Annotated in this window: 23 protein-coding genes and 1 pseudogene; 4 read left to right on the top strand and 20 right to left on the bottom strand. The window is 58.4% G+C overall.

Annotated features, from left to right (window positions below; translation table 11 throughout):
• The first annotated feature begins 120 nt into the window (after positions 1–120).
• The 3 genes from SWE17_RS09250 to SWE17_RS09240 are packed head-to-tail and all read left to right on the top strand — an operon-like array spanning position 121 to position 3,305.
• Entirely contained in the window at positions 121–789 is a 669-nt protein-coding gene (locus SWE17_RS09250) for a response regulator transcription factor (RefSeq protein WP_322992813.1), read from the top strand.
• Positions 790–819: 30 nt separating this feature from the next.
• Positions 820–2,310 (top strand): sensor histidine kinase, encoded by a 1,491-nt coding sequence (locus tag SWE17_RS09245; RefSeq protein ID WP_322992812.1) that lies wholly within the window; start codon positions 820–822, stop codon positions 2,308–2,310.
• An 11-nt stretch (positions 2,311–2,321) separates the two neighbouring features.
• Positions 2,322–3,305 (top strand): glucokinase, encoded by a 984-nt coding sequence (locus tag SWE17_RS09240; RefSeq protein WP_322992811.1) that lies wholly within the window; start codon positions 2,322–2,324, stop codon positions 3,303–3,305.
• A 2-nt stretch (positions 3,306–3,307) separates the two neighbouring features.
• Here SWE17_RS09240 and SWE17_RS09235 read toward each other — a convergent pair whose 3' ends face one another.
• From SWE17_RS09235 to SWE17_RS09200, 8 genes and pseudogenes are all read right to left on the bottom strand, one after another.
• On the bottom strand, positions 3,308–4,327 hold the full coding sequence (locus tag SWE17_RS09235) for a serine/threonine protein kinase (protein WP_322992810.1): 1,020 nt from the start codon (positions 4,325–4,327) through the stop codon (positions 3,308–3,310).
• A gap of 31 nt (positions 4,328–4,358) precedes the next feature.
• Entirely contained in the window at positions 4,359–5,165 is an 807-nt protein-coding gene (locus SWE17_RS09230; protein ID WP_322992809.1) for a crotonase/enoyl-CoA hydratase family protein, read from the bottom strand.
• A 52-nt stretch (positions 5,166–5,217) separates the two neighbouring features.
• Positions 5,218–6,078 (bottom strand): annotated as a pseudogene (locus SWE17_RS09225) (3-hydroxybutyryl-CoA dehydrogenase); the annotation flags it as partial.
• Positions 6,079–6,179: 101 nt separating this feature from the next.
• Entirely contained in the window at positions 6,180–6,893 is a 714-nt protein-coding gene (locus SWE17_RS09220; protein WP_322992808.1) for a haloacid dehalogenase type II, read from the bottom strand.
• Positions 6,894–6,913: 20 nt separating this feature from the next.
• Complete coding sequence (locus SWE17_RS09215; RefSeq protein WP_322992807.1) at positions 6,914–7,612, bottom strand: glutathione binding-like protein; 699 nt, start codon at positions 7,610–7,612, stop codon at positions 6,914–6,916.
• A 34-nt stretch (positions 7,613–7,646) separates the two neighbouring features.
• A complete protein-coding gene (locus SWE17_RS09210) occupies positions 7,647–8,522 on the bottom strand; it encodes an AEC family transporter (RefSeq protein ID WP_322992806.1) in 876 nt (291 codons plus the stop codon).
• 65 nt (positions 8,523–8,587) lie between these two features.
• On the bottom strand, positions 8,588–9,394 hold the full coding sequence (locus SWE17_RS09205) for an ABC transporter permease (RefSeq protein ID WP_322992805.1): 807 nt from the start codon (positions 9,392–9,394) through the stop codon (positions 8,588–8,590).
• Between the two features lie 2 nt (positions 9,395–9,396).
• Complete coding sequence (locus tag SWE17_RS09200; RefSeq protein WP_322992804.1) at positions 9,397–10,326, bottom strand: ATP-binding cassette domain-containing protein; 930 nt, start codon at positions 10,324–10,326, stop codon at positions 9,397–9,399.
• Between the two features lie 71 nt (positions 10,327–10,397).
• On the opposite strand from SWE17_RS09200, the gene asd reads away from it, so the two are divergent.
• Positions 10,398–11,255, top strand: coding sequence for an archaetidylserine decarboxylase (gene asd, locus SWE17_RS09195; RefSeq protein ID WP_322992803.1), 858 nt, complete (start codon positions 10,398–10,400; stop codon positions 11,253–11,255).
• 63 nt (positions 11,256–11,318) lie between these two features.
• On the opposite strand, the gene SWE17_RS09190 is transcribed toward asd, so the two are convergent.
• The 12 genes from SWE17_RS09190 to SWE17_RS09135 form a co-directional block, all read right to left on the bottom strand.
• A complete protein-coding gene (locus tag SWE17_RS09190) occupies positions 11,319–12,473 on the bottom strand; it encodes a DUF1501 domain-containing protein (protein WP_322992802.1) in 1,155 nt (384 codons plus the stop codon).
• Positions 12,474–12,478: 5 nt separating this feature from the next.
• Positions 12,479–13,960: a DUF1800 family protein gene (locus tag SWE17_RS09185; RefSeq protein WP_322992801.1), complete on the bottom strand. Its 1,482-nt coding sequence runs from the start codon at positions 13,958–13,960 to the stop codon at positions 12,479–12,481.
• A 71-nt stretch (positions 13,961–14,031) separates the two neighbouring features.
• Positions 14,032–15,900, bottom strand: coding sequence for a potassium transporter Kup (locus tag SWE17_RS09180; RefSeq protein ID WP_322992800.1), 1,869 nt, complete (start codon positions 15,898–15,900; stop codon positions 14,032–14,034).
• Between the two features lie 112 nt (positions 15,901–16,012).
• The gene (gshA, locus tag SWE17_RS09175) at positions 16,013–17,308 is read right to left on the bottom strand and encodes a glutamate--cysteine ligase (RefSeq protein ID WP_322992799.1); all 1,296 of its coding nucleotides are present in this window, start codon (positions 17,306–17,308) and stop codon (positions 16,013–16,015) included.
• Positions 17,309–17,427: 119 nt separating this feature from the next.
• A complete protein-coding gene (locus tag SWE17_RS09170; RefSeq protein ID WP_322992798.1) occupies positions 17,428–18,708 on the bottom strand; it encodes a glutamate-5-semialdehyde dehydrogenase in 1,281 nt (426 codons plus the stop codon).
• Between the two features lie 66 nt (positions 18,709–18,774).
• Positions 18,775–19,827: a DNA polymerase III subunit delta gene (holA, locus tag SWE17_RS09165; RefSeq protein ID WP_322992797.1), complete on the bottom strand. Its 1,053-nt coding sequence runs from the start codon at positions 19,825–19,827 to the stop codon at positions 18,775–18,777.
• Between the two features lie 22 nt (positions 19,828–19,849).
• Entirely contained in the window at positions 19,850–20,389 is a 540-nt protein-coding gene (lptE, locus tag SWE17_RS09160; RefSeq protein ID WP_322992796.1) for an LPS assembly lipoprotein LptE, read from the bottom strand.
• Positions 20,390–20,395: 6 nt separating this feature from the next.
• Positions 20,396–23,191 (bottom strand): leucine--tRNA ligase, encoded by a 2,796-nt coding sequence (gene leuS / locus SWE17_RS09155; RefSeq protein ID WP_322992795.1) that lies wholly within the window; start codon positions 23,189–23,191, stop codon positions 20,396–20,398.
• Positions 23,192–23,354: 163 nt separating this feature from the next.
• Positions 23,355–23,783: a biopolymer transporter ExbD gene (locus tag SWE17_RS09150; protein WP_322992794.1), complete on the bottom strand. Its 429-nt coding sequence runs from the start codon at positions 23,781–23,783 to the stop codon at positions 23,355–23,357.
• 3 nt (positions 23,784–23,786) lie between these two features.
• Complete coding sequence (locus SWE17_RS09145) at positions 23,787–24,431, bottom strand: MotA/TolQ/ExbB proton channel family protein (protein ID WP_322992793.1); 645 nt, start codon at positions 24,429–24,431, stop codon at positions 23,787–23,789.
• Positions 24,432–24,441: 10 nt separating this feature from the next.
• Positions 24,442–25,257: a 4-hydroxy-tetrahydrodipicolinate reductase gene (dapB, locus tag SWE17_RS09140; RefSeq protein ID WP_322992792.1), complete on the bottom strand. Its 816-nt coding sequence runs from the start codon at positions 25,255–25,257 to the stop codon at positions 24,442–24,444.
• A gap of 56 nt (positions 25,258–25,313) precedes the next feature.
• The gene (locus SWE17_RS09135) at positions 25,314–25,853 is read right to left on the bottom strand and encodes an outer membrane protein assembly factor BamE (RefSeq protein ID WP_322992791.1); all 540 of its coding nucleotides are present in this window, start codon (positions 25,851–25,853) and stop codon (positions 25,314–25,316) included.
• Positions 25,854–25,901 lie beyond the last annotated feature (48 nt).

The raw sequence follows: 25,901 nt of genomic DNA, 5'->3' as shown, positions 1-25,901 counted from the left end.
TATTGACCTCGACGAAGCCAATGTTAATTTTTTGTTAATAAATTAACATTAGGTTAAACCCCAATGTCAAAACAGCCTGAATAAGGGCAAAAGCGCGAGCAATCCATTAAGCTTCCGGGCATGAAACTGTTGCTTGCCGAAGACGATGCCATGCTGGCTGACGCGCTCCAGACCCAATTGCGCGGAGCTGGCTTTGAGGTGGAACACGCACCGAATGGGGCCGTGGCCGACTATTTACTGCAAAAACAAAGTTTCGACATTGCTGTGCTCGACATTGGCTTGCCCATGATGGATGGCCTGGCCGTCTTGCAACACGTGCGGCAGACACAACCCGCCTTGCCTGTACTTTTGCTGTCTGCTCGTGATGCACTGGATGACCGGGTGGCGGGACTGCAAGCAGGCGCTGACGATTACGTGACCAAGCCCTTTGACTTTCCGGAGTTGGTCGCTCGTTTGCAGGCCTTACTCAGGCGCAGCCAACCCAATACCCCCCCGGCCCTGCTGGGTCAGCTCACGCTGGACCATACCTCACGCCGCGCCATGGTGTCAGGTCTTGCACTGGAACTGAGTGGTCGCGAGTGGACCCTGCTGGCACTTTTGGCTAACCATCGTGACCAAGTGGTGACCAAAGAACAAATCACCCAGGCATGGAGTGCCGAAGGGGGCGAAACCAGCGGTGGTAATTCGATCGAGGTCTACATCCACCGGCTGCGCCGCAAACTGGAAGACGCGGGTCTGGTTATCCGCACGGTGCGAGGCTTGGGGTATTTGATGGAGGCCCAAGCGTGACCCGTCGGGACCCAACTTGAGGATCCGGGCATGACAACGCCTGCTTCAGCCACACTACCCACGGGGCAAGTGGGCGCATCCTTGATGCGTCAGTTATTGCTTTGGCTGCTTCTGCCCCAGTTGGTGCTGTGGATGGCAGGCGGCTTTGCCACCTACCGGTTCGCCGCCGGTTATGCCAACCAAGCCATCGATGCCAGCCTGCTCCAAGCGGGTCGGTCTTTGGCCAGACAGCTCAAGCCCATTGGCAATGGCTTGCTGATTGACTTTCCTCGTGCGGCACAGGATGTGCTGGAAGCCGATCCGACAGACCGCCAGTTGTACATGGTCAGCTCTCCTCCAGGCCAGTTCATTTTAGGTAACCAGTCACTGCCTCTGCCTCCCGTCCAGGACAAACAAGAAGACATTCTGCTGAACACCCCTTATTTTTACGACGGCACCATGCCTGTGAATGGCCGCGCCGCATTGCACGTACCAAAGGGGCAGGCTTTGCGGCTGGTGGGCATTTACCTGCGCTTTGGCGAAGATGCAGCCAAACCGCAAACCATGCTGGTACAGGTGGCCCGCAGCAGTGCCAACCGCGAAGAGCTGGCACGCCGAATTTTGGTGGACATGTTGCTGCCCATGTCGAGTTTGGTGCTGTTGATGACGCTGATCGTTTGGCTAGGCATTCGCGCGGGCTTGTCGCCATTGGCACGCCTGCGCCTGCAAGTTGAAGGTCGCGCCCCAACCGATCTGGCCCCATTGCAACTGGCCTCAGCGCCGCGCGAGTTATGGTCACTGGCGACCGCCATCAACACCTTGTTGTCGGCCGTGCAAAACACCGTGGCTACGCAAAAGAGGTTCATTGGCGACGCCGCTCACCAATTGCGCACCCCTTTGGCTGGCTTGAAAAGTCAAACCGAAATTGCCCTTCAATTGGCCACTGACCCCGAGTTGCGAGCCCGTTTGCAGCGCGTGCACGACAGCGCCACGCGCAGCGCCCATTTGGTCAACCAACTGCTGACACTGGCGCGGGCCGAGCCCGAATCGGTCATGGCCCACGACCGCAAACGCTTTGACCTGCAGCGCATGGCGCAAACACTCACTGCCGAATGGGTGCCACGCGCACTGCGCGCCCACATTGACTTGGGTCTGGACGACAGCGCGACAGCCCCGGTCTGGATAGAAGCCAACGAGCTGCTGGTGCGCGAGGCCCTGACCAACCTCATCGACAACGCACTGCACTATGCGGGCACTGGCAGCCAGGTCACGGTACGGGTGATGACTGATCACTCCAGCGCCACACCACTCGCCTTGCTGCAAGTCTCCGACAACGGGCCGGGCCTGACACCTGCCGAGCGCGAGCGGGTGTTTGAGCGTTTTGTCCGCGCCAGCGATGTGGGCCAAGGCTGCGGCTTGGGCCTGGCCATCGTCAAGGAAATCGTGGAGCGCCATCAGGGCAAGGTCCAGCTGGATGAAGTGCTGCCCCACGGCCTGTGCGTGTCGATCCGATTGCCACTGTCGCCAACCCCCGCTGCATAAACCCCTCCCATATGAACGCACTCCACGCACAAACTCCTCGCCTCTTGGGCGACATCGGCGGCACCAATGCCCGCTTTGCCTTGGTCCATGGCGACGGCTCACCCATCACGCAAGAAGTCACCTTGCCCACCGGGCAGTTCCCAGATCTGGCGGCTGCAGCAAGCAGCTATCTGCAGCAAGTCGGCCAGAGCGGGGTGCGTCAAGCCTGCATCGCGATTGCCAACCCCATCGATGGCGATGCGCTGAAGATGACCAACAACCACTGGCAGTTCTCCATCGAGGCCACGCGCCAGACGCTGGGGCTGGACAGCCTCTTGATGCTCAACGACTGGGAAGCCATGGCCATGGCGGCACCGGCACTGCTGGGCAGCGATCTGGGACAGATCGGCTCGGGCGAGCCCGTACCCAATGCGCCCAAAGGCCTGATTGGTCCGGGCACCGGGCTGGGTGTGTCCTCGTTGGTGCGTTCGCGTCGGGGCGACTGGGTGCCCATTGCAGGCGAAGGCGGGCATGTCAGCATGTCCCCCACTTGTGAGCGCGAAGCCGACATCCTGCGCATTTTGTGGCGCACCCACCCCCATGTGTCTGTCGAGCGCGTGGTCTCGGGCATGGGCCTCGAAAATTTGTACCGCGCCATTTGTGAACTCAATGGCACCGAGGCCGAAAACCTGGTGGCTGCGCAAGTGACCGAACGGGCGCTGGCCACCCGAGATGTGGCTTGCGAAGAAGCACTGGACCGCATGTGCCGCCTGCTGGGCAACGCGGCAGCCAACTTGGCCGTGACGCTGGGCGCACGCGGCGGCATCTACATTGGCGGCGGCGTGATCGGGCGCTTAGGCGACTACTTTGCGCAGTCGGGTTTCAGGGCCGCGTTTGAAGCCAAAGGCCGCTTCGAGAACTACATGAAGCGCATCCCGACCTACGTCATCCGCGCCGAACAACCGGCTTTGATTGGCTGCGCCATGGCGCTGGGCGTGCAGCCTGCGCGGCGCTGAGCTCACACGCTGAGAGGCGTTTCCTGCATTTGCTCGACCTGCTCTTGCAGCATGAGCACCTGACCGCGCCAATAGTCGGGCGTGCCAAACCACGGAAAGTTGATCGGAAAAATCGGGTCTTCCCAACGCCGCGCCAGCCAAGCGCTGTAGTGGATCAAACGCAAGGTGCGCAGGGGCTCGATCAGGCGCAACTCTGCGCGGTCAAAGTCGCGCACCTGCTCATACCCGTCCAGCAAGGCCGACAGCTGCTGTGTGCGCTGCCCCCGGTCGCCCGACAGCAGCATCCACAGGTCCTGCACTGCCGGGCCCATGCGGGCGTCGTCCAAGTCCACAAAGTGCGGGCCGCCACCCGGCAGCTCAGCGGGCGTCCACAAAATGTTGCCGGGGTGGCAGTCGCCATGCAGACGAATGAGGCGGCGATCTGCTGCGCCCTGGGCAAAGGCTTCTTCAATCAAGGCCAGCGCAGGCAACAATGCCTCGCGCCATTCGCGTTCCACCTCCAGAGGAATCATCTGGTTTTTTTCAAGCCACTCGGCAGGCTCCAGCGCAAAGGTCTGCACATCGAGCGTGGGTCTGTGCGCAAAAGGTTTGGCCGCGCCCACTGTATGAATTCGGGCCAAGAAACGGCCGATCCATTCGAGCACTTCAAAATCGTCCAGCTCGGGCGTGCGACCGCCGCGTAAAGGGCTGACCGAAAAATCAAAGCCCGCACTTTGGTGCAGGGTCTGGCCGTTCAGCATCATGGGTGGCACCACAGGCACTTCGGCCGCCAGCAGTTCGGCGGCGAAGTCGTGTTCCTCCTGAATCTGCGCACGGCTCCAGCGCCCAGGCCGGTAAAACTTGAGCACCACCGCCGACGCGCCCTGCACGGGTTCGTCCAGATGGGCACGGTAAACGCGGTTTTCGTAAGAGCTGAGCGCCAACAAGCGGCCATCGGGCCACAAGCCCAGGTCGGTCAAAGCATCCATCACCCGGTCAGGAGTGAGTTCAGCGTAGGGGTGCAAAGCGTTCGGTTCGGTCATGCGCCGATTGTGACCGAGCGCTTACGCCGATTCAGTGTCCTGTGAAACGGGCTGCGCGCTTTTCCACAAACGAACGCACCCCCTCGGCGGCGTCCTCGCTGTTGGACAGTGTTTTCTGCACTGAAATGAAGTCGTGCATCGCCACCAAGGGCCCTTCCTCCACGCCCTTGAGCACGTTCTGACGCGTGGCCACCACGGCCAGAGGCGCTTGCGCTGCGATCATCTCGGCAATGCGCATGGCCTCGGCCAGCAAACCCACTGCAGGCACCACCTTTTGCACAAAGTTCAGGCGCAGAGCCTCAGCGCTGTCGAACACATCGGCCGTCAGCAAATGCAACAACGCATTGCCCATGCCCGCACGCTCGGTCATGCGCAGCGTAGCGCCGCCCGTGGCCATGATGCCGCGCTGCACCTCCAACTGAGAAAACCGGCAGTCGTCGGCCGCAACCACGATGTCGGCGGCGAGCATCAGTTCGATGCCCAGCGTGTAGGTGATGCCCTGCACCGCCACCACCATGGGTTTGGTGCGGCGGCGGTAGCCCTCCATACCCAGGTTCAGCGGGTCCACCAGGCCCAGTGGCACGGCCTTTTCGCCACGCTGCATCAGCGGTGCGATGGTGGGCAAATCGAGTCCGGCGGTGAAGTGGTCGCCCGCCGCGCACAGCACCCCCACGCGCAGTGCGGGGTCATCGTCTAGCCGGGTGTACGCCTCGCCCAGCTCACGGTACATCTTGGGTGTGAAACCGTTGCGCTTGGCCGGGCGGTTGATGCAAATTTGAAGGATTGCACCGTGCACGGTGCAGTCGATCTGGCCTTCGGGGTGGGGGGTGGTGTTCATGGGCCCATGTTAGGCCCAGAGCCAAAGCCCGAGATTCACCGAAGTGACAAGCTCAATACTTGTAAACACCTTGCCCGGTCTTGCGACCCAAACGGCCTGCCGCCACCATTTCTTTGAGCAAGGGGCTGGGGCGGTATTTGCTGTCGCCGTACTCCTTGAGGTAGACCTCCATCACGGCCAGACACACATCGAGGCCGATCATGTCGGCCAGCGCCAGTGGGCCAATGGGCTGGTTGCAGCCGAGCTTCATGCCTGCGTCAATGGCTTCGGCTTCTGCCAAGCCTTCGCCCAGCACGAAGAAGGCTTCGTTAATCATGGGCACCAAGATACGGTTGACCACAAAGCCCGGAGCGTTCTTGACGGTGATGGGCGTCTTGCCCAGTGCCAGCGCCAGCTCGTGCACCGCGTCGTGGGTGGCATCGCTGGTCTGCAGGCCACGGATGATTTCGACCAGCGCCATCATGGGCACGGGGTTGAAGAAGTGCATGCCAATGAAACGGTCTGCGCGCTGGGTGGCAGCGGCCAGTTGCGTGATCGAAATCGACGAGGTGTTGGACGCGATCAGCACGTTGGGGGCCAGCATGCCGTCGAGCTGCTTCAAGATCTTGACTTTGAGTTCGTGGTTTTCGGTGGCGGCTTCGATCACCAACTGGGCGCTTTTGAGGTCGTCGTAGTTGCTTGAGCCTTGGATGCGGGCCAGCGCTGCCGCCTTGTCGGCTTCGCTGATCTTTTCTTTTTTGACCAGACGGTCCAAGCTGCTGGCCACGGTGGCCACGCCTTTGGCCACGGCCGCGTCCGAAATGTCGACCATCACCACTTGGATGCCCGAAACGGCGCACGCCTGTGCAATGCCATTGCCCATGGTGCCTGCGCCAATGATGCCTACGGTCTGGATGCTCATGTTCTTTCCTTCAAAACGGGATAAAGATTGGAATAAGGGGGTTCAACAGCCATCTTAACGGGGGCGAAACACGCCACCCTGACACCGCGCCCGCAGGCCGCCCGGCATGCGCTTCATGTTTCACCTGCCTGAATGGCTCCCAGGGAAATCAAAACCGAATTCAGGTCAGGACCCGAGAAATGGGGCGTCGGCGCAAGGGTTTCAAACGGCAAACCTTGTCGATTGACCCAATGGGTTGTAAAGCCAAACCAAGTGGCACCCAAGGCATCCCAAGCATTGCTGGAGACGAACAGTATTTCGTCTTTTTGGACTGGAATGGTCTGCTGAACCAGTCCGTAACTTTCGGGCGAAGTCTTAAAAAGACGTACCGCGTCCACAGAAATAAGATGGCCTACAACATCGTCCATTCGCGCACTCTTGACTGCGGATGTCAGCATGTCCATGCTGCCGTTCGAGAGAATGGCCGTCGTGATCCCCATGGCTTTGATTTTTTGCAGAACGGTCAAGTTCTCAGGAAACGCCTTGAGGTGCGCGTATTGCGCCAACAACTCTTCGACCTGCCCAGAATCGCGGTTCAATTGGAGTCGATCCAATGTGTACACCAGTGACAACTGGGTCAACTCCCAAAACGATCTGAAATATTGACTGCCCGATGGGTTGTGAGGATCTGATTGGGTGATCAGACGCGTGTATTCAATTTGTTTGTCGCGCCACTTGACGGCAATCTCCGCACCCATTCCAGGGTAAAGATGATCGGCCAAGGCTTGAATGGAATACACGTCAAACAAAGTGCCGTAGGCATCGAATACAACCGCTTTGATCTTCATGCTGGTTTCCCGAGTGCGCCTCAAATCACTGTTTTGGCATCTTGGCCGAACAAAATGGATTTAGCGTTTTGATCCACCGTAGGTGCCACATTGATTGATTTGGCGATTTCGTAGGCTTTTTGTGTGGCTGGACGATTTTTCACACGTTCAAACCAAGAGGACAGCGCGGGGAAGTGGCTCAAATTTTGACGCTGCTTCTCATGCGGAAAAACCCAAGGATAAGCGGCCATGTCTGCAATTGAATAGTCGCCACATATATACGCACGTCCATCGGACAAGTGCTTGTTCAAGACACCATACAAGCGCGAAGTTTCTTTGACATAACGGTCGATGGCGTACGGCAACTGCTCGGGCGCATATTGCACAAAGTGGTGGTTTTGCCCCGCCATCGGCCCCAAACCGCCCATTTGCCAAAACAACCATTGCAGGCATTCATTTCTGCCCCGCAAATCTTGTGGAATCATGGTTTTCGTCTTATCGGCCAAGTACAAAAGAATGGCCCCGGACTCGAAAATGCCGATGGGATCTCCACCGCCTTCTGGATGGTGGTCTACGATGGCAGGAATGCGGTTATTGGGTGCAATCTTCAAGAACTCAGGGGCAAACTGTTCACCTTTGCTGATGTTGATTGGCTTGATGTTGTAGTCCAGCCCTGTTTCCTCCAGAAACATCGTCACCTTGTGACCGTTCGGTGTGGTCCAGTAATAAAAATCAATCATGTGTGATGCCTTATGGCGCGTTGCGTGGATAAAGTTAAATGAGTGCCAGCCAAAGGCCCAATGGCAAGAACAGCAAACTGCAGAGATGCCCAACAATGACCGTGGAAGCCACTTTGTGGGGTTCCACTTGAAATTTGTCCGCGAGCATGAAGTTAAACACAGCGGGGGGCAAGCAAGCAAAAAGAATCAAGGCGCCGCGCTCAACACCTTGCAGCGGGATGAGCCACAAAATTCCATACACAGCAGCCAGTCGGATGAGCAAAATCAGCGCCGATGACTGGGCCCCAATTTTTGCATCCTCAATTTTGCTGCTGGCCAATCGCACGCCCAAAGACAGCAACATCATGGGAACCAACACGCTGCCCAGCATGGTCAAAGATGTTTGAAGCCAAACGGGGAATACCAGCTGGAGTTGAGCGCTGCACAAGCCCAGCACAGTGGCCCAAACCAAGGGATTGGCATACACCATGCGCCAATCTACTTTGCCACTCATCACGCCTGCACCCAGTGTGAAATGCAACACATTGGAAATCACCAACAAGACAACTGCAGGTGCAACACCTTCAGGGCCATACGCTAGCGCAATCAGTGGAATGCCCACGGGACCGACATTGGTGAACATGGCGCACGGAAGAAAGGCGCTTCGAGAAGCGCCTGAGGCAGCTGCCAATGCCCAAGCGATCAGGCCACTGAGAAGAATCAAAGCAATGGACGCCCCAGTGAAGGACAAAGCGGTTACAGGGTCAAATGACTTGGCCGACAAAGAAACAAAGATGAGTGCGGGCAACGCCATGTCGACGACCAATTTGTTGGCCCCTGACAAATCCGGACTGACGCGTCGGCCATACAAAAACCCGACCAAAGCCAGAACAAAGATTGGCAAGGTGATGGCTGCAATTTGCGAAAACAATGAAATCTCCTAGCCCAATCCAGATTTTCGACCGCTACATCACTTCTGAGATTCGTGCACAAAAATCAACTTCTGAACCGCTTCCTCGTCAGCGCCAGCGCAATCCAGAACGACACCACCGCGAACCCCGCCAGCACCAACACATGGCGCATCGGTTGGTCCGGCCAACGGTCCATGAAAAGGGGTCGCACCAAGTCCACCGCCACCGACAGCGGTAGCCAGTCGGCGATCACACGCACAAAACTGGGCAACTGCTCACGCGGGAAAAAGATGCCCGAAAGGAACATCATGGGCGTGAGGAACAGGGTGAAGTAATAGGTGAAGAAGTCGTAGCCCTTGGCCAGCGCGTTGAAGATCAGCGCCATGCAGCTGAAGGTGATGCCCACACCCAGCAGCACGGGCCAGGCCACCAGCAGCTTCCAGCTGTGGCTGATGCCCAGGGCCATCATCACACCCAAAATGGCCGTGACAGTGAACAGCGCCTTGAACGCCGCCCACAGCATTTCGGCCAGCACCACATCGTCCAGGCGCACCGGGGCGTTCATGATACCGTCCCAGGTTTTTTGCACATGCATGCGCGAGAACGCCGAGTACAGCGCCTCAAACGTTGCTGCGTTCATGGCGCTCATGCAGATGCTGCCGCTGGCCAAGAAGAGGATATAGGGCACTTTCTCACCGCCGAGTTCGATCTGCCCGACCAGCGAGCCGAGCCCGTAGCCAAAGGCCACCAGCCACATCAGCGGCTCGGCGATGTTGCCCACCAGGCTGGGGATGGCGAGCTTTTTCCAGACCAGCCAGTTGCGCTGGAACACGGGCCACCAGCGCATGGACAGGCGAGGTGCAGCCCAGATGTTGTTTTGAATTTGACTCATGATCAGCCTTCCTCTCGGATCTGGCGTCCGGTCAATTTCAAGAACAGGTCTTCCAAATTAGAAGGTCGGTGCAAGGTTCGCATGGCGGGCCAGGCTTGCAGGGCCTGCAGCAGGGCGCGGCTGTCTTCGGTGTAGAAGAAAACGGTCTCGCCGCTGACCTCCACCCGGCCAGCCAGTGCCTTCAAGCTGGCCTCTTGCGCCAGTGCCACCGCGCCTTGGCCAAACACCTCCACCACTTCGGGCTCCAGGTGCTCGGCGATCAGGTCGCGGGGTTTGCCTTCGGCAATCTTGCGGCCTTGGTCCAACACCAAGAGGCGACTGCACAGACGCTCGGCCTCGTCCATGAAGTGGGTGGTCAGCAAAATGGATTTGCCTTCTTGCAGCAACACCTGCAGGCGCTCCCACATGAGGTGCCGCGCCTGCGGGTCCAAGCCCGTGGTGGGCTCGTCCAGCATGAGCAGTTGCGGGTGGTTGATGAGGGCGCGAGACAAGCTCAGGCGACGCTTCATACCACCCGACAACTCGCCGGGCTTGGCTTTGGCTTTGTGGCTCAGCGCACCAAACTCCAACAGTTGGGGAATGCGTTCGCGGATGGTGGCGTCGGGCAGGCCAAAGTAACGGCCAAAGACGAGCAGGTTTTCTTCGGCGGTGAAGTCCGGGTCCAGCGTGTCCATCTGTGCGACCACGCCCAAACGGGCTTTGATGCCCAGCGCATCACGCGGCATTTGCAGACCGTCGAAATAACGGATGGAGCCGCCATCGGGCTGCGACAGACCCAGGCACATGCGCAGTGTGGTGGTTTTGCCCGCACCGTTGGGACCGATCACGCCCAGGCATTCACCGGGCTCGATGTGGAAAGACAGGTCATTGACCACTGTGGTGTCGCCGTAGCGTTTGACCAGGTGTTTGACCGAAAGCAAAGGGGTGTTCATGGACGAGATTGTGCCTGCGGGCGGCCCGATAAAATCAAGGCATTCTTCTGAACCGCCCCGGCGGCCCCCTCATGTCCAGCTCCTTTTCTGACCGCCTGGCGGTTTTGCCGCAGTACCTGATTCCCAAACAAGCCCTGACCGCCTTTGCGGGCTGGGTAGCGGGCAGCCAATGGGGGAGCGTGACCACCGGCATCATCGACCGCTTTGTGCGCCGCTACAACGTGAACATGATGGAGGCGGCCAACCCGGACACATCCAGCTACAAGAGCTTCAACGAGTTTTTTACCCGGCCCTTGCGCGGCGATGCCAGACCGCTGGCCCAAGCCGATTGGGTCAGCCCGGTGGATGGCGCCATCAGCCAGTGCGGTCCGATTGCAGGCGACCAAGTCTTCCAGGCCAAGGGCCACAGCTACAGCACTCGCGCTCTGGTGGGCGGCGATGCAGCACTGGCCGCGCTGTTTCAAGACGGCGAATTTGCCACCCTGTACCTGAGCCCACGCGACTACCACCGCATCCACATGCCATGCGCTGGGCGCTTGACGCGCATGATTTACGTGCCGGGTGATTTGTTCTCGGTGAATCCGACCACAGCCCGCGGTGTGCCCGGCCTGTTTGCTCGCAACGAGCGTGTGGTGTGCGTGTTCGACGGTGATCACTGTCCGTTTGTGATGGTGCTGGTAGGCGCCACCATCGTGGGCAGCATGGCCACCGTGTGGCACGGCGTGGTCAACCCGCCTCGCCCAGGTACAGTGCGCGAGTGGACCTACGAGATGGGCAACATCGCCCTGGCCCAAGGCGAAGAGATGGGACGCTTTTTGCTCGGCTCCACCGTGGTGATGCTTTTCCCCAAAGGAGTGATGCAGTTCAACACAGACTGGACACCCACCCGCCCGATCGTGATGGGCGAGGCGATGGGGGCTTTAACTTAACCGTGTCCGGCGCAGATTGGCCGACCTGGATTGAATTTTTTCATGAAGGACACGCTCACACGTTCAAAGGAGCAAACCCTTCAGTGCAGCGCTGGGCTTGTGTGCAATGATTTGCTGCTGAATAACCGCAGGTGTGACTTCAAAGACACGCTCGATCACTCTCGCATAAACAGCTGACACGTCGATCGTTGGCGGCAAGTCGCGGCCCTCGAACAATTGGTCTTTGTGCAAGCCACGCCAATCCGAGAAAACCTGTGACCGGCCGATCAAGCCGCCAGCCAGCAAACAACAAGAACCCACCCCGTGGTCGGTGCCTGTGGTACCGTTTTCAGCCACAGTTCTTCCAAACTCTGTCACTGTCACCACCAGGGCGTTTGACCACATGGCCCCCATTGCGGCTTGGAAATTCTGGACCAATTGATCGATTTTGACCAATTGCTCCGCATGTCCCCCTTGATCGCCGCCTTGGCTGGCGTGCGTGTCAAAACCATGCGTGAAGTCAATGAGGCCAACGCGTGGCCCCAGCGCTTGGCTCATTTCTTGACCCGCCAATCGGCCCAGCTCAGGCAAAGAACGGGCATTGGCAAAGTCCTGCCGACCCACAGAACTTTGCAGCTGCGTTGCTGCCTCGGCCCGTATGATTGACGCATAAGGTGAAATCAGTCCGTCTTTTGACCACAAGGCTTCCAAAGAGTTCGCAACGCCAGGCGGCAAATGAGGCATCCAGTTTGGAAACTTTGTCGACGATTCGGGATTGCCACGAAGAATCAAAGGCATAGGGATCGAGATGGAAACACCCCCAGCAACCCGCGCCACCTGCATGGCCCGCCCCAACCAACCCGACGAGGAGGTGTAGGGCTTTGACATGCCCGACTGCATCACGTCTTGACCCTCGAAATGAGACCGACCGGCATATGCAAAACCAGTGCTATGAACCACCGCCAGTTGCTGCTGCCCCCACAACTGGTGCAAGTGCTTGAACGCTGGGTGCAAGCCAAACGAGCCATCCAACCGCAAACTATTCTGAACGGCGATGGTAGGTCGAATGGCAGCGTAAGTGGCGTCACCAATCGGTGGTACAGCGGCCAATCCGTCCATGCCGCCGCGCAACAATACGACCAAAAGCCGTGGCGTGTTTGCATCGCCATTGGCCCAAGCTGGCTGAAATCCTGCAAAACTCAGCGCAGCTGCACCTTTTAACCATTGTCTTCTTTGCATGGCGATCAACTCCAAAGCAGGGTCGGGCTGGCGTGGAACAGGGTGTGGGCAGAACGCAAATCACCCTTAGCCATCACGTCTCGAATCAATGCCAATTCTGAACTTCCTGAGGCAAAATGTTTTTCGCACAATTGATTCAGGACTTGGCGAGGTTGAGACGCTTGTTGCAACCAATCTCTGGTGACCACCAACATGAAGCGCACTCGGCGGTCCAGCATTTCCTTGGAGATCCAGTCGACCGAACGAATGGGCCAACCATTGGGTTGAGGGCAACGTGGTAATGGTTGACCCAAGTCACCCAAAACATACAGGGTTTTGAGGCCTCCTCGATCATCTAAAGGTGCCGTTCTCGGCGGGGCAACACCCATCAAATTCCAGGTCTGCAGCAACCATGTCTCGGGCGACAAAAACTTTCGGGTGGTCTCCAAATGCGCCCAGCACATCTCTAGCACAGCCGCGTGTACGGCGGGCAAATGGCCTTTGGTTTGCACAAATACTTGCTCAATGTGGCGAACCGCCGCTGGGGGCGGATCGTCGTCAATGAAATGCACACAAAGCTTGCGGGCCAAATGCTTTGCTGTTGCTGGATGGACAGCCAAGTCCGCGATCAAGTCTTCCAGTTTGCCCGAGGGGCGGAAAAGGGCAGAGTACGTTTTACCCATGACCACCTGAGAGCCAGGTTCATGGTGATTGAAGTCAAAGAAAGTCCCCAGAGGAACCCCTGCCTTGTGGTGTTTATCGGGGCGCATGTCTCGCCATCCCGTCAATATCAGGGTGACCGCCTCAACATCTTTCTGGCTATAGCCCGAATCTGGGCTCAATGTGAACAATTCCAAGAGCTCACGGCCCAGGTTTTCGTTGATGCTGTTTTTGGTCCATTTTTCTCTTGCAGCGCGTGAACTTGGACCCGTATTGGTGTTGTTATCCAGATAGACCAACATGCCAGGATGGGTCGTGGCATGCCAAAGTATCGACTGGAAGTCTCCCGTCATTTTTTCTCGCAAACTGCGTTGAAAAGGTCCCACCAAGGTGTCGTTGTTCTGGTTGCCGGGGGCAACCATGAAGTGGTTGCACCAAAAATGCCAAAACCTTTCGAAAACAGGTGCTTCTCCGTACAAAGCGGTGGTCGCTCGGGCTTGGACCTCTTTCCAATGCTCCATCTGCCAATATGGGATCGCGATATCACGCTTACGTTCAGCCTGGTACTGCTCTTTAGACATGCGTTTGGCTTTGTCAAAAGATTCCACCTCAAGTCGCCGGTGCCTTTCAAACGCATGCATCACATCGTCCATGCGCCAGAGCAGGGTGACCCACTCCGGCAAGTCGCTGCGGCGTTTACCGTCGCGTTCCAAGATGTCGATAGGTGGCACACGCTGCAACTGAGCTTTTGCCCAAGCCAGTGGGTCATCAGGCAAGGGCGAATCATGCGGCAAGCCAAATGCCACACGACGCGTGAATTGATGGGCTAAATGCATGGAACGCTGCATGAAATTCCCTTCATTTTTTCAGCTCAGCGGTAAGGCAGCGGTCTGCACTCCGCAGATAAAAATACCAAAGTTTAAATTTCGATCTTCGAACCCAACTCCACCACGCCGTTGGTGGGCAGGTTCAAAAAGGCCGCAGCGCCGCTGGCGTTGTGGTGCATTTGGGCAAACAGTTTTTCTCGCCAAGTGGCCATACCGCCACCAATGGTGGGAATGACGATATCTCGTGACAAGAAATAACTGGTCGTCATCGGGTCGAGCTTGTAGCCTTCGCCTTCAATGGTGGCCAAGGCGCTGGGCAAGTCGGGGTTGTCCTTGAAGCCATAGTTGACGATGACTTGCCAGCAGTCGTGCCCCAGGGGCGTCACATCCAATCGCTGCCCGACGTCCACACGCGGCACCTCGTGGCTGCGCACCGTGACAAACAAATTGCGCTCATGCAACACCTTGTTGTGCTTGAGGTTGTGCAGCAAAGCGTTGGGAACGGTACCGGTCTCGGCCGTCAGAAACACGGCCGTACCTTCGACGCGGGTGGGCGGCGAAACGAAGACGGCATCTAAGAAATCAGGCAAACGCAAAGCGTCTGAGCGCAAAGATTCGTTGAGCAAGCGTCGGCCATCGTGCCAAGTCAGCATCAGCGTGAACACGACTGCACCAATGAACAGCGGGAACCAACCACCGTCCAACAGCTTGAGCATGTTGGAGGCCCAAAACGCCAGATCGACCACAAAGAAAAAGCCCGTCGCGCCAATGCACAAGGCCAAAGGCAATTTCCATGCATACCGGATCACATAAAAGGTCAGCACAGTGGTGATCAGCATGTCGGTGCACACTGCAATGCCGTAGGCCGCGGCGAGGTTGCTCGACGACTTGAACATGACCACGGCCAAAACAATGGCCACAAACAAGCCCCAGTTGACGAAGGGCATGTAGATTTGCCCGGTATCGGTCTCACTGGTGTGTTGGACTTCCAGACGCGGCAGATAACCGAGCTGAATGACCTGCTTGGTCACACTGAAGGCACCCGAAATCAAAGCTTGCGACGCGATGACGGTGGCCATGGTGGCCAAACCCACCAAAGGCAGCAAGGCCCACTCGGGCGCCATCATGTAGAAAGGGTTTTTGACCGCTTCGGGCTCGGCCAGCAGCAAGGCACCTTGCCCAAAGTAGTTCAGGGTCAGGCAGGGCATGACCACACTGAACCAGGCCAGGCGAATGGGTTTTTTGCCAAAGTGACCCATGTCGGCATACAGCGCTTCGCCACCCGTGACACACAAAACCACCGCACCCAAAATGATGAAGGTGGTGCCTGGCTCATTCCACATGAAGCTCAAGGCGTAATGCGGACTGATGGCAAACAGGATTTCGGGGCGCTGCACGATGTGCGAAACACCCAAAACCGCGATGGAAAGAAACCAAACCAGGGTAATGGGCCCAAAGAATTTGCCAATGCCTGCTGTGCCGCGCTTTTGCACCCAAAACAGCAGGAACAGAATCACCAAGGTGATTGGGATGACCGACTTTTTGAAGGTGGGCGAGATGATCTCCAAGCCCTCTACAGCCGACAACACTGAAATGGCGGGGGTGATGACCCCATCGCCATAAAACAAGCAAGTCCCAAAAATACCGACGATCAGCAAAACCTTGCGCGTTCTCGGGCGGTCTTTGACCGATTGCGAAGCGAGCGCCAACATGGCCACCAGGCCGCCTTCACCATGGTTATCGGCGCGGAGCACCAAGACCACGTACTTGACCGACACAATGGTGGTCAGGGTCCAAAAGAAAATCGAGAGGATGCCGTAGACGTTGGTGGGCGTGAAAGGCACATGGCCTGAGCCAAACACCTCTTTCATTGCATACAGCACGCTGGTGCCGATGTCGCCGTAAACCACGCCGATGGCGCCCAAGGTCAGCGCAGCGAGAGAGGATTTTGTAGATGACACAAAAATTGGCCTGACCACTGATCAGGCTTTTAATCTTGAAGTTCGCTATTTTGCGCCCGATGACCGCCTCGTGTCACCGTTCGCTCCGTGATTTTGTTGCAGTGCAGCAACTTTAATCGTAGACCTCGGCTTCGGGGTCGGTGGCTTCCAGTTCGTAGCTGGCCGCCAGCATGGCCAAACGGCCAATCACGCCATACATGTAAAAGCGATTGGGCACACTGGCGCCGGGCTTGACGCCTGGCTGAGGCAGGTGCGGCGTGTCTGCAAAGGCCAAAGGCACAAAGCTGGCGCCCGGGGCATTCAGGTTCTCGTCCACGCCGCGCTCAGCGTGCACACGGTAAAAACCACCCACCACATAGCGGTCCATCATGTAAACCACGGGCTCGGCCACGGCGTCGTTGATGCGCTCGTTGGTCAACACGCCTTCCTGGATGATCACATCGTTGACGGTCTGGCCATCCTTGATGACGTTCATCTTGTTGCGGGTCTTGCGGTTGAGTTGGTCCAGGTCCGACACATCCCGCACGGTCATGATGCCCATGCCGTAAGTACCGTTGTCGGCCTTGACCACCACAAATGGCTTCTCGTTGATCCCGTATTCCTTGTATTTGCGCTTGATCTTGGTGAGCAAGGCATCCACATTGCTGCGCAAACAGTCCATGCCAGTGCCTTCGGCAAAATTGACATCGCCACACTGGCTGTACATGGGGTTGATGAGCCAGGGATCGATGCCCAGCAGCTTGCCAAAACGTTTGGTCACCTCTTCATAGCACTCAAAATGCTTGGTTTTACGGCGCACGCTCCAACCGGCGTGCAGGGGCGGCAGTAGGAACTGCTCGTGCAGCTCTTCCAAAATGCCAGGGGCACCCGCCGACAAGTCGTTGTTGAGCAAAATGGTGCAGGGGTCAAAGTCTTTCAGACCCAAGCGGTGTTGGGTGCGCACTACAGGCTCCAAGGTCACGCTTTCGCCATTGGGCAGCTCGATGGTGGTGGCCTCTTTGACTTCGGGATTGATCGATCCCAAACGCACATTCAAACCCGCCATGTGGAAGACGCGCTGCAGCTGCACCACGTTCGACAAATAGAAGGTGTTGCGCGTGTGGTTCTCAGGAATGATCAAGAGGTTTTTGGCCTCAGGACAGATTTTCTCAATGGCGGCTTGCGCAGCCTGTACGGCCAATGGCAGCATTTCAGGCGTGAGGTTGTTCCAGCCACCCGGGTAGAGGTTGGTGTCCACAGGCGCCAACTTGAAGCCCGCATTGCGGATGTCGACCGACGTGTAAATGGGTGGTGTGTGCTCCATCCACTCCAGACGGAACCAGCGTTCGATCGCGGGCATGGAGTCGAGGATGCGCTGCTCCAGCTCATTGATGGGGCCGGTCAGGGCGGTGACAAGATGGGGAACCATGGGCGACCTTTAAAGGGCTGTCAAAACATACAGATCATAGGGGGACGGCAGAAGCTTATGCAAGCACTGCCCGGCCAACAACAAAGGGCATGTGTGCCGCAGCACACAGGTCCAGGTCATCAGCCTCTGACCTCTCCTTCGCCCAGCACCACGTACTTGAGAGAAGTCAGGCCTTCAATGCCAACAGGGCCACGGGCGTGGAACTTGTCTGTGCTGATGCCGATCTCAGCACCCAAACCATACTCAAAACCATCCGCAAAGCGGGTGCTGGCGTTCACCATCACGCTGGCCGAGTCCACCTCGCGCAAAAAGCGCTGGGCGTGCATGTGATCTCGGGTCAGGATGGCGTCGGTGTGGTGGCTGCTGTAGTGGTTGATGTGGGCAATCGCTTCGTCCAACCCTTCAACCACTTTGATGCTGATGATGGGTGCGAGGTATTCCTCGAACCAATCTTGCTCGATGGCATCCTTCAGCACCGCGCCTGAAATTTGGCTCAAGATGGCCTTTGACTTGGCGCAGCAGCGCATTTCCACGCCTTTGGACGCATAAATAGCGCCAATTTTGGGCAAGAACTCAGCCGCCACAGCTCGCGCCACCAACAAGCTTTCACTGGCGTTGCAGGGACTGTACTTTTGCGTCTTGGCGTTGTCGGCCACTTTGACGGCCATGTCGATGTCGCAAGGCTCGTCCACATAGGTGTGGCAATTGCCATCCAAATGCTTGATGACCGGGACTTTGGCTTCGGCGCTGATGCGCTCGATCAAGCCCTTGCCACCTCGCGGGATGACCACATCCACAAACTGAGGCATGGTGATGAGTTGGCCCACGGCAGCGCGGTCGGTGGTTTGCACCAGCTGCACAGCATCGACTGACAAACCGCTCTCGGTCAAGGCCTGCTGCACCAGTTTGGCCAAGGCCTTGTTCGATTCAATCGCCTCGGAGCCACCGCGCAAGATACAGGCATTGCCACTCTTGATGGACAAGCTGGCCGCCTCGATGGTCACATTGGGTCGGCTTTCGAAGATCATGCCAAACACGCCAATGGGCACACGCATCTGACCCACGCGGATGCCGCTGGGCACTTGCTTCATACTCAAGATCTCGCCGATCACATCGGGCATGGCCGCCAACTGTTCGCAGCCTTGGGCGCAGGTCTCCAGCACTTGGGGGGTAAGTTTGAGGCGGTCCACCATGGGCTCAGCCAAACCAGCAGCACGAGCGCGCTCCAGGTCTTTGGCGTTGTCCAACTGCAAGGCATCGGTGTTGGCACGCAACAAAGCAGCCAAATGGCGCAAAGCTTTGTTCTTGGTGGCAGCCGATGCCTTGGCCATCAGCGCCGAGGCCTTTTTGGCCTGCTGGCCCAGGGCCTGGACATGTGCGGCAGTGTTCAATTCAGTCATCCGCCCATTTTCGCAGATGCGGACCGCGTTTTTGCGGGACTCGCTCCCACAAGGAATGCGCTTGGGTCAGCGGACGATGCAAAAGCGCGAAAAGCGCACCGCCAGCCGTTGCAAAGCCTGCCAGCCATCGGTGGGCCATTCGGGCACTTTCAGGCCTTTGACGATGCCATCCACCTGGTGGGCCGCCTGCAGCAGGCCATTCAGGCGGGCCTCGGTCATGCGGGGCAGCACTCGTTCAAACAAACGCTCACGCGGGCCCCACACACGCTGCTCACGCAAGGCCATGGGCATGGGTTTGCCGCTGGCGATGGCATCTTTCACGCGCTTGAGGGCGCGAATGTCTTCGGCCAAGGTGTAATGCACCAGCACGGCAGCCTCTCCCTCGGCCTGCAGGCCGTCCAGCATGCGCTGAACCCGGGCCACCTGCCCCGAGAGCACCGCCTCGGACAATTTGAAAACGTCGTAACGGGCCACATTGACCACAGCAGACTCGACTTGTTCTTGGCTGAGTTCACCCGGCGGGTGCAGCAAGCCGAGTTTTTGAATTTCCTGGTGCGCCGCAAGCAAGTTGCCTTCCACGCGGTCGGCAAAAAACTGCAGGGTGCGTTGACCTTCTTCCCCCGCCACCACGCGCTGGCCTTGCAGCTGCAAGCGCTGTGCAATCCACTGGGGCAGCGCGTTGCGGTCCACCGGATCGACCTGGATCGACACGCCCGAATTTTCCAAAGCACCAAACCAGGCCCCTTTGCGGGTGGCGGCATCAAGACGGGGCAATAAGAACAGGGTCAAGGTGGTGTCGTTGCCTTGGGCTGAGGCGGCCAACTGCTGAATGGCCGTGCTGCCTTCTTTGCCGGGCTTGCCAGAGGGCACACGGACTTCCACAATTTGTTTGTCGGCAAAAAGGCTCATAGAGCCACCAGCTGCCAGCACTTCACTCCAGTCAAAGTGCGCGCCCGACACGGTGTGCACGCTGCGCTCCGTGTAACCCTGAGCACGGGCAGTCGCCCGGATGGCGTCGGCAGCCTCTTGGATCAGCAAGGGTTCGTCACCCTGCAACACATACAGGCTGCGCAAACCCTTTTGCAGGTGCGCCGCCAATTGGGGAAGAGGCAATTGCATGGTGCGGCTCAGGGCGCTTGCATCAAGGTTTGGCAACCGGCGCCGAGCTGCGCAACTTCACCGAGGACAAGCGGCGCATGATTTGCTGCACGATGTCGGTTTGCATGTCACGGTACAAAATGCCCTGCTCAATTTCTTTAGAGAGCGCCGCAGACTCTGAGAAGCTCAAATCGCGCTGCTGGTAAATCTCGACGGGCTCAATCAGCTCCGCGCCTTGGGGCGTACGCAGGCGAAAACGCACGCGCAATCGCAATTGGAGCTCTCGCACCTGTCCAGTCGCACTCACACCCACGGGCACCTGTTGGCGTTCCTCGCTCAAGATGTCGAGGATGGCATCGGCCTTGGACATTTGTTGAGGTTCGGTCAACAGATCAAGTCGCCCTGTGCCCAACAAATTGCGCCGCAACTCTACCCCCAATGGCGAAGTCGTCGAGAAATTGGCGTACAGGTTCTTGAACGCAAAGTCGTTGGATTGCCTCAACTGAAACCCACAACCGACCAATCCTGCCGTCGCCAGACTCAGGCTCAAAGCGGTCGCAAAAAATCGGCGCGTGGGTTGCATGCTGGGTTACACCACGATGTTGACCAAACGGCCCGGCACCACGATGACCTTTTTGGGCGCGGCGCCTGCCGCTTGCTTGACGAAGGCTTCGTTGGCCAAGGCAGCGGCTTCGATCTGGGCCTTGTCCGCGCTGGCGGGCACGAGGATAGACCCGCGCAACTTGCCGTTGATCTGCAGCATCAGCTCGATCTGGTCACGCTCCAGGGCCGACTCGTCCACCACAGGCCAAGGTGCATCAAGCAACTCACCCACAGCCTTGGCATAGCCCAGTTGCTGCCAAATTTCGTCGGTGATGTGCGGGCAGGCAGGGTAGAGCATGCGCGTCAAGATCGACACCCCTTCGCACAAGGCGGCGGTGTCCCCTGCGCTGCCATCGGGCTTGAAGTCTTCGAGCGCGTTCAGCAGCTTCATGCAACCAGACACCACGGTGTTGTATTGCATGCGCACGTAGTCGTAACCCACTTGCTTGAGCACCAGGTGCATCTCGCGGCGCAGCGCTTTGGCCGCGTCGCCCAAACCGGCTTGGCTCAGGTCTTGGCTGGTCGCCGAGCGCAACAGTTCGTGGTGCTTGAACGCGAAGTTCCAGACCCGTCGCAAGAACCGGTAGCTGCCTTCCACGGCCGAGTCGTTCCACTCCAACGTCACCTCAGGCGGTGCGGTGAACATGGTGTACAGGCGTGCGGTGTCGGCGCCGTAACGCTCGATCAGGTCTTGCGGGTCCACACCGTTGTTTTTCGACTTGGACATGGTGCCCACGCCTTCGTAGTCTATTGGCGTGCCCACGGGCAGGCGACCGTCGCCGCTGTCGGCTTCGTTCTTGAGCTTGGCACCGATGACTTTGCCCGTCTCATCGAGCACGTGCTCCACGTCGTGCGGCCAGAAATAGTCTTTGCCGCCCTTGGCGGTGCGGCGCGAGTAAATGTGGTTGAGCACCATGCCCTGCGTGAGCAATTTGCTGAAGGGCTCGTCCACCTTCACCAGGCCCAGATCGCGCATGACCTTGGTCCAGAAGCGGGCGTACAGCAGGTGCAGGATCGCGTGCTCGATGCCGCCGATGTACTGGTCCATGCCGCTGCCGCCCGTGGCCAGTTGTTGGTCACGCATCCAATAATCTGCGCCCTCGCCCACCATGCCGTCGGCTTTGGTCGGGTCGCAATAGCGCATGAAGTACCAGGACGAATCCACAAAGGTGTCCATGGTGTCGGTTTCGCGGCGGGCCGCTTTGCCACACACGGGGCAAGTCACACCGGCGTGGAAACCTTCGTGCTTGTGCAACGGGTTGCCTGAGCCGTCGGGGATGCAGTCTTGCGGCAGCACCACGGGAAGGTCTTTTTCAGGAACCGGCACTGCGCCGTGCTCGTCACAATGGATGATCGGGATCGGTGTGCCCCAATAACGCTGACGGCTCACGCCCCAGTCACGCAGACGCCAAGTGGTTTTTTTCTCGCCCAGGCCTTTGGCGGCGAGCAACTCGGCCACTTTGGTGACGGCGGCTTTTTGCGTCAAACCGTCGAGCTCGCCAGAATTGACACAAACGCCGTCTTTGGTGGCGTACCACTCGGACCATGCGGTCGTATCGAAGACCACAGAGGCCTTGGCGTTGCCAGCGTTGGGCAACGATGTTGAGCTTGCGTCTGAGGCGCCCGACGCAGGCGACGACAAGGCCGGAGCTCGTGCAGCAACAACCTGCTTGATGGGCAACGCGTATTTCAAGGCAAACGCAAAATCGCGCTCGTCATGCGCAGGCACACCCATCACCGCGCCGTCGCCGTAGCTCATGAGCACGTAGTTACCCACCCAAACCTCAACCTGTTCGCCAGTCAAAGGGTGCGTGACGAACAAGCCTGTGGGCATGCCCTTCTTTTCTTGGGTGGCCATTTCGGCCTCGGTCGTACCACCGGTTTTGCACTCTTCCAAAAACGCTGCCAAAGCAGGGTTGCTGGCCGCAGCATGCAGCGCCAGCGGGTGCTCGGCAGCCACCGCGCAAAACGTCACACCCATGATGGTGTCGGCGCGGGTGGTGAAGACGTACATCTTGCCTTCGCCGATCAAAGCGCCAGAGGCATCCTTGATGTCGTGCGGGAACGCAAAGCGCACGCCCTCCGATTTGCCGATCCAGTTTTCCTGCATCAGGCGGACTTTGTCAGGCCAGCCGTTCAGCGTGGCCTTGTCGTTGCCAATCTGCACATGGTCCAAAAGCTCTTGGGCGTAAGCGGTGATGTTCAGGTAATAACCCGGGATCTCGCGCTTTTCAACCGGGGCACCTGTGCGCCAGCCTTTGCCGTCGATCACCTGCTCGTTGGCTAGCACGGTCTGGTCCACAGGATCCCAGTTGACGACTTGGGTCTTGCGGTAGGCGATGCCTTTTTCAAGCATCTTCAAAAACAGCCACTGGTTCCATTTGTAATACGTCGGGTCGCAGGTGGCGACTTCGCGCGACCAGTCGATGGCCAGGCCCATGGCCTGCATCTGCTTTTTCATGTACGCGATGTTCTCGTACGTCCATTTGGCCGGGGGTACGCCATTCTTCAAAGCGGCGTTTTCAGCTGGCAGGCCAAAGGCGTCCCAGCCCATGGGCATGAGGACGTTATGGCCCTTCATGCGCAGGCTGCGCGTGAGCATGTCATTGATGGTGTAGTTGCGCACATGGCCCATGTGCAACTTGCCGCTGGGGTAAGGCAGCATGGAGCAGGCATAGAACTTCTTTTTGCTGGCGTCTTCGGTGACGCGGTAGGTATCGCGGGCCGTCCAGCGGGTCTGCGCTGCGGGTTCGACTTCGAGGTGGTTGTACTTGTCTTGCATAGTCTGCAATTGTAGGCTGGCGCGGGCGTTGTTCTGGGTGGATTGACCGGCGCTGGTGACCCGCAGGATGGGTGACCCGGGCGCCTCAGACGCAAGCTCAACATCGTTGCCCGAGTCACCCGCCCTCCGGGCATCGTGCATCTTGGCGAGAGGGCTTTACCAGTCAGCGCTTGGGGGTGGACGGGGTTTGCGCCACAAAACCAATGCGCGACAGCCCGGCTTTTTGGGCCAAGCCCATGGCCTCGACCACTCGGCCGTAGGGCACCGACTGGTCGGCACGAAGCTCCAGCTCGGTATTGGGATTGCGGCGGGCAGCTTCCGCCAGGCGCAGGCGCAAGACTTCGGGGGTGATGGGTTTGTCGTTCAAAAACAAGGCCCCTTGCGCATCAACCGCCAACGACAGCGATGGTGAGACCTCGCCCGGCTCAACACCTTCACTTTGTGGCAAATCCAGGCGAATGGCGCTGGTCATCAAGGGCGCAGTGAGGATAAAAATGACCAAAAGCACCAGCATCACGTCGACCATAGGGGTGACGTTGATCTCGCTCATCGGCGCAGCAGGTTGACGGGATTCGAGGCGACCAAAGGTCATGGATCAAGCTTGAGGTTCGGCGAGCAAAGCGCGCAAGTCATGGGCAAAGCCCTCCAGCTGCGCTTCTATTTGGTTGATTTGACGTCCCAAAACGTTGTAACCCAAGACCGCCGGGATCGCCACCGCCAAACCCGCCGCAGTCATGATGAGCGCCTCCCCCACGGGACCCGCCACCTTGTCAATGGTCAATGGCCCACCATCGACCATGCCGGTGAGGGCATTGAAGATCCCCCAAACGGTGCCCAACAGGCCGACAAAAGGAGAGATGGCACCTGCCGTGGCCAACCAAACCTGCCCCCACTGCAAGCGCATTACCACCGACTGCAAGGCGTCACGCAACACACGGGTCAGTTGTGGATGGCGGTCTCCCGCCGAGGCCAAAGTACCGCCCACAGGCAGCAAAGTCGCCGCCAACAATGGGGTGATGCAGGCATCGCGATCAAACTGGGCCACGCGCTGCTGCGCATCATCGAACGCCGGAGCTTGCCAAAAAGCAGCAATGCTGCGGGGCAGGTCGAGTCCTACACGCGCCAGCAAACGCCATTTCCAGAACATGATCACCCAACTGCCCACCGACAGCACCAACAGCAGCAAAGCCAACGACCGACTGATCGCGTCACTGTGCAGCAAAAAATCGTTGAGTGACATGTCCGAAGACTCAGCGCAAACTCAACACATCAAACATGTCAAACAAGCCGCGCTGCTGAGTCGCCAAGTAGCGGACAGCACGCAGGCTACCTTGGGCGTAGGTGGAGCGGCTGGAGGATTTGTGGGTCACTTCGATGCGCTCACCAATACCCGCAAACAACACCGTGTGATCACCCACAATGTCGCCGCCCCGAATGGTGGAGAAACCAATGGTGGACGGGTCTCGCTCGCCCGTGTGGCCATAGCGTTCGTACACGGCGCACTCTTTCAGGTCGCGGCCAATGGCCTCCGCGATGACCTCACCCATCTTGAGGGCCGTGCCCGATGGGGCGTCCACCTTGTGGCGGTGGTGGGCCTCAATGATCTCGATGTCGTAGCCTGTGGACATGGCTTGTGCAGCCATTTGCAGCAACTTGAGCGTGACGTTGACACCCACGCTCATGTTGGGGGCCATGACGATGGCGATGTCAGTGGCAATTTCAGCGATTTCGGCTTTTTGCACCTCGGTGAAACCGGTGGTGCCGATCACGGCCTTCACACCCAACTCGCGGCACACCTTCAGGTGGGCCAAGGTGCCTTCGGGGCGGGTGAAGTCAATCAAGCAAGACGCGTTTTTGAGGCCCGCCCGCAAATCTGACGTGACCAAGACACCACTGGATTGCCCCAGCGGGGTTGCTGCGTCTTGCCCCAAGGCAGGGCTTGCAGCAATGTCGAGTGCGCCGGCCAATCGGCAGTCGTCCGAGGACAAAATGGCTTCGATCAGCATGTGCCCCATGCGGCCAGAGGCGCCAGCCACGGTGATGGGCAAGTGGGTCAATTGAGTCATGTCGTTTCTGTGAAAAGTTCGCACGCCCACGGGCACCAAGCCCGGTGAGTCAGCCCTTACCGGGGTGTAGGCTCCAAGGGGGGGTAACTGGCAGGCAAAGCAGGTGCAGACTGCACTGGGGCTGCAACTTGAGGGGCCGGAAACTTCTTCAGGTCTTCTTCACTGGCCTGCAAATTGGTAACTTTGGCCGCTTTGCGTTGAACCTGCAAGCGATCAACGAACTCCGATTCACTGGGCAAGTCGCCGCTGTCTACCGAAGAAACAACATCGTTTTTGAAAAAGACAGTGAGCTGAAAGCTCTGTGGGGGGATACCTTGGCGGCGGATGCTGAAGGCGTAATCCCAGCGGTCGGCATGGAACAAACTGGTCACCAAAGGCGTACCCAAGATGTCCTTGACCTGTGCACGCGCCATGCCGGGAGTGATGGCCTGGCGCTGTTCTTTTGAAACAAAGTTGCCCTGCACCACCTCAGGAATGTAGGGCTTGAACGTGTCTTGGGTGAAGTTGGAGAGGCTGCCACAAGCGGCCAAACCGGCACACAAGAAGAGCATGGCCAAGCGGGCGCCTGTCGCAGAGAAAGTCAGGGATGCTGTCATGGTTGAGGGCTGGCCGATATGATCAGCTCATTGTAGCGGCAGCTTCAA

Origin of the sequence: Limnohabitans sp. (assembly GCF_034680285.1) — a bacterium.
Classification (GTDB): domain Bacteria; phylum Pseudomonadota; class Gammaproteobacteria; order Burkholderiales; family Burkholderiaceae_C; genus Limnohabitans_A.
The sequence above is the reverse complement of the archived record's forward strand: the minus strand, read 5'-3'. Positions and strand labels throughout refer to the sequence as shown.

Coding starts and splice junctions, on each gene's coding strand:
- SWE17_RS09220 (WP_322992808.1), bottom strand. CDS start 6,893: ATGAAGATCAAAGCGGTTGTATTCGATGCCTACGGCACTTTGTTTGAC.
- SWE17_RS09150 (WP_322992794.1), bottom strand. CDS start 23,783: ATGACCTTTGGTCGCCTCGAATCCCGTCAACCTGCTGCGCCGATGAGC.
- SWE17_RS09215 (WP_322992807.1), bottom strand. CDS start 7,612: ATGATTGATTTTTATTACTGGACCACACCGAACGGTCACAAGGTGACG.
- lptE (WP_322992796.1), bottom strand. CDS start 20,389: ATGCAACCCACGCGCCGATTTTTTGCGACCGCTTTGAGCCTGAGTCTG.
- SWE17_RS09190 (WP_322992802.1), bottom strand. CDS start 12,473: ATGCAAAGAAGACAATGGTTAAAAGGTGCAGCTGCGCTGAGTTTTGCA.
- SWE17_RS09235 (WP_322992810.1), bottom strand. CDS start 4,327: ATGACCGAACCGAACGCTTTGCACCCCTACGCTGAACTCACTCCTGAC.
- SWE17_RS09245 (WP_322992812.1), top strand. CDS start 820: ATGACAACGCCTGCTTCAGCCACACTACCCACGGGGCAAGTGGGCGCA.
- SWE17_RS09145 (WP_322992793.1), bottom strand. CDS start 24,431: ATGTCACTCAACGATTTTTTGCTGCACAGTGACGCGATCAGTCGGTCG.
- SWE17_RS09170 (WP_322992798.1), bottom strand. CDS start 18,708: ATGACTGAATTGAACACTGCCGCACATGTCCAGGCCCTGGGCCAGCAG.
- gshA (WP_322992799.1), bottom strand. CDS start 17,308: ATGGTTCCCCATCTTGTCACCGCCCTGACCGGCCCCATCAATGAGCTG.
- holA (WP_322992797.1), bottom strand. CDS start 19,827: ATGCAATTGCCTCTTCCCCAATTGGCGGCGCACCTGCAAAAGGGTTTG.
- SWE17_RS09200 (WP_322992804.1), bottom strand. CDS start 10,326: ATGAACACCCCTTTGCTTTCGGTCAAACACCTGGTCAAACGCTACGGC.
- SWE17_RS09205 (WP_322992805.1), bottom strand. CDS start 9,394: ATGAGTCAAATTCAAAACAACATCTGGGCTGCACCTCGCCTGTCCATG.
- dapB (WP_322992792.1), bottom strand. CDS start 25,257: ATGACTCAATTGACCCACTTGCCCATCACCGTGGCTGGCGCCTCTGGC.
- SWE17_RS09135 (WP_322992791.1), bottom strand. CDS start 25,853: ATGACAGCATCCCTGACTTTCTCTGCGACAGGCGCCCGCTTGGCCATG.
- SWE17_RS09240 (WP_322992811.1), top strand. CDS start 2,322: ATGAACGCACTCCACGCACAAACTCCTCGCCTCTTGGGCGACATCGGC.
- SWE17_RS09230 (WP_322992809.1), bottom strand. CDS start 5,165: ATGAACACCACCCCCCACCCCGAAGGCCAGATCGACTGCACCGTGCAC.
- leuS (WP_322992795.1), bottom strand. CDS start 23,191: ATGCAAGACAAGTACAACCACCTCGAAGTCGAACCCGCAGCGCAGACC.
- SWE17_RS09185 (WP_322992801.1), bottom strand. CDS start 13,960: ATGCAGCGTTCCATGCATTTAGCCCATCAATTCACGCGTCGTGTGGCA.
- SWE17_RS09250 (WP_322992813.1), top strand. CDS start 121: ATGAAACTGTTGCTTGCCGAAGACGATGCCATGCTGGCTGACGCGCTC.
- asd (WP_322992803.1), top strand. CDS start 10,398: ATGTCCAGCTCCTTTTCTGACCGCCTGGCGGTTTTGCCGCAGTACCTG.